Source organism: Ruminococcus sp. CAG:57 (assembly GCF_000435935.1).
GTDB classification, from domain to species: Bacteria; Bacillota; Clostridia; order Oscillospirales; family Ruminococcaceae; genus Hominimerdicola; species Hominimerdicola aceti.
This window is the reverse complement of the sequence record NZ_FR890726.1, coordinates 1-3,070: the sequence shown is the minus strand read 5'-3', so window position 1 is coordinate 3,070 and position 3,070 is coordinate 1. Positions and strand designations below refer to the sequence as shown.

3 protein-coding genes and 1 pseudogene are annotated in these 3,070 nt (G+C 43.1%); 1 reads left to right on the top strand and 3 read right to left on the bottom strand.

The window, feature by feature from the left end:
• From QVO88_RS05995 to QVO88_RS05985, 3 genes and pseudogenes are all read right to left on the bottom strand, one after another.
• Positions 1 to 493: pseudogene (locus QVO88_RS05995) on the bottom strand (hypothetical protein); the annotation flags it as partial.
• Between the two features lie 102 nt (positions 494 to 595).
• The gene (locus QVO88_RS05990) at positions 596 to 1,099 is read right to left on the bottom strand and encodes a hypothetical protein (RefSeq protein ID WP_022287600.1); all 504 of its coding nucleotides are present in this window, start codon (positions 1,097 to 1,099) and stop codon (positions 596 to 598) included.
• Positions 1,092 to 2,360, bottom strand: coding sequence for a hemolysin family protein (locus QVO88_RS05985; RefSeq protein ID WP_022287599.1), 1,269 nt, complete (start codon positions 2,358 to 2,360; stop codon positions 1,092 to 1,094). Before QVO88_RS05985 ends, QVO88_RS05990 begins: the two co-directional genes overlap by 8 nt.
• A 209-nt stretch (positions 2,361 to 2,569) precedes the next feature.
• Here QVO88_RS05985 and QVO88_RS05980 point away from each other — a divergent pair, with 209 nt between their 5' ends.
• Positions 2,570 to 3,055 (top strand): GtrA family protein, encoded by a 486-nt coding sequence (locus QVO88_RS05980; protein WP_022287598.1) that lies wholly within the window; start codon positions 2,570 to 2,572, stop codon positions 3,053 to 3,055.
• Positions 3,056 to 3,070: the final 15 nt, after the last annotated feature.

The following is a 3,070-nucleotide window of genomic DNA, read 5'->3' as shown; positions in this document are numbered from 1 at the left end:
CAACTATGCCGTAGCCGTATCTTGCCAAAAGATAGAACGCCAGAGGAACAACTATCCTGCGGTAATTTATATTTCCGCTGTCCATTCTGCCTGATTTTGCGATAAAAACAAGTCCTGCAACAGTAAGCACGATAAAAAGAAACTTGAAAATGCTCGGCTTTTCACCAAGGAAAATATCCGTTGCATAGGACATGAAAAGGGTGATACCAAGCCAAGCCTTAAGCTCAAAGGCTGATATTTCATCAAGGATAATAGCCGAAAGCTTAAATTCAAGGATCTTCGACAAGCACAGCAGACCTATCGCCGCAAAGGATTGCCAGCTAAGCGTAATAGTCCTGTCGAGGAAAGGCAGACAACAAGCCATGAAAACAGCCGTTGCCGCCGCCATTAAGAATCCAAGCTCATCGCCGTTGAATTTTGCCGTTGAAACAGCGTACTTGTCACTAAGGGAACATATTGTGTAGCATACAACTACAAGTACAAGCAAAAACATTATTTTTCTTCTTCCTTACTCTATGATTTTCTAAGACCTGTATGCTGTGAAACATACGAAATAATGGGCGACCCAAGGTCGCCCCTACGCAAAGCCGATTTATCAGTTCTTTTTATTTTTCACAAGCCATACTACCGCCAAAATACCAAGTACCACTGAGAACAGAGTAGCAATGGCTAGACATATCCAGCTTGCATACTGACTTTGTATAAATTCGTTCTGCGATTGGCTTCCTATAAGGGTATCTACTCCCGATTGCGAGCCTAACGCTGAGAACAGTATTATAAATGCCATTCTCACATTCATTACGCAGGCTATAACGCTGTAAATATGCACTATACCCTGAAAAAGGCACACTCCGCAGTCGTCCTTTACATAGCTTTTCACTCCAAGCACCGCACATACCACCGACACTGCCGTGTAGATAATGAACGCCGCAAAAAGCACTATCGTTGGCACTTTTGCCCCCTCGGTTTTCACTATCATGCTCATAAGCCCAGCCATACACCCCATGAACACAGCCGCTGCCGCAAGCCCTGCAACAGACCATTTTCTGTATAAAAGTTCTGACTTTTTTATCTGCTCTTTCTTTATCTGCTTAGGCATTTTCGTCCTCCGTGTTTTTATTTTCAAGCTCCTCTTCGGATATCTTGAAGCGTATCCTGTCTATTTTCTGCTCGTCCTCCATTTTAACGGTCATCTCAAAAGGCGGACAGCTTATAACTTCATTCTGCTCAGGAAGTCTGTCAAGCATATCCATTATCCAGCCACCGAGAGATGTTCTTTCGGTTTCGATAGTGTCCTCCGGCAGTCCTATCCTCTCAAGAAAATCCGATACCGAAAGCTCCGCCGACGCTTCGTAAACACCGTCGCTTATTTTTACAAGGGAGGTATCCTCCTCGTCGCTTTCATCATAGATCTCGCCCACAAGCTCCTCTATGATATCCTCAAGGGTACAAATGCCCTCCGTACCGCCGTATTGGTCGAGCACCACCGCCATATGCACCTTTTTGCGCTGCATTTGCTTCAGGATCTCAGAGATCTTGCGGTTTTCGGTTATGTAAAGTGGCTTGTTCATTATAAGGCTTATGTCCGTCTTGCCCTTGAGATACATTTCAAAAAAGTCAGACTGGTGGATAAGTCCAACAATGTGGTCTAAGTCCTTGTCATACACGGGGAGCCTTGAAAACTTTGTCTGCACAAAGCGTTTTTTTATGCTCTCCATATCCTCATGAAGCTCAACACCCTCGATATTTACTCTCGGCACAAGTATCTCGCTTATGGTTATCTCGTCAAAATCAAGTGCCGAACGCACAAGCTCCGACTCCTGCTCTTCAAGTACGCCCTCGTCCTGAATCTCGTCTATGATATATTTAAGCTCTTCCTCAGTAACAGACGGCTCGCTGTTCTTGTTGCCCACAAGCTTTGAAACGCCGCTTTTTATGCCCATAAAGATAGCCGTTATAGGCGTGATGATGAACATGAATGCGGAGAGCGGAGCCGCCATAAGAATAGAAAACCGCTCAGAATTTTCCTTTGCAAGGCTCTTAGGCAAGATCTCACCAAAAATAAGCACAAGCACCGTCATGACTACAGTAGCCAGACCCACGCTTCCCTTGCCGAACTTCTCCGTAAAAAGCACCGTTGCAATAGAAGATGAAGAAATGTTCACCACGTTGTTTCCAACAAGTATAGCAGTGAGTGCCTTGTCAAAATTATCGCATATGTTCATTGCCTTCTTTGCAGACTTGTTTCCGTCGTCTGCAAGTTTTTTAAGCCTTATCCTGTTGCATGAAGAAAACGCTGTCTCCGTTGCAGAACAAATAGCAGACAGCATAAGAAGCACAGCGATGATAACAACTTTCATAAAATAAAATTATCCTTTCAGGTCAGAATATAAATTTGCTGCCCTAGTTATAAAAATAGCACTAAAGGCAGTCATGAAAACTGACTACATATAGTTATCATAACATATTTTTTAACCAATTGCAACAGTATTGTTGAAAAAACGATGTAAAAGAGTTATAATATTCTTTGTGTTCATAATATTCATATGCACAAAAGGAGATAACATAAATGGCAAAGAAAGATAAAGACATTTTCGACAAAATAATGGACTGGAAGATATTCGGCTGGTTCAGACCCTTTTACGTCAAAAACAAGGAAATGCTTTTGTATCTGTTTTTCGGCGTACTCACCACCGCAGTCAGCTTTGTGACCGCAGGCATCTCAAAAGTGCTTTTGGAGCAGGCAGGCATAGGCAAGGGCGGTGTTTCCACCACAAGCACCGTCATATCATGGATATGTGCAGTAACATTCGCATACATAACCAACAGGATATGGGTTTTCGAGTCTGAAGCAGAGGGCAAAAAGGCGATAATCTCCGAAGCGGCTTCATTTTACGGCGGCAGGATATTCACTCTTCTCGTAGAAATGTTCATGATGTGGCTCGGCTACTCACTTCTCAGCTTCAACTATTGGGTAACAAAGATAGTGGCAAATGTTGTTGTGCTGATACTTAACTATGTCATCAGCAAGCTTGTGGTCTTCAGAAAGAAATAAGCATACAAAATCACA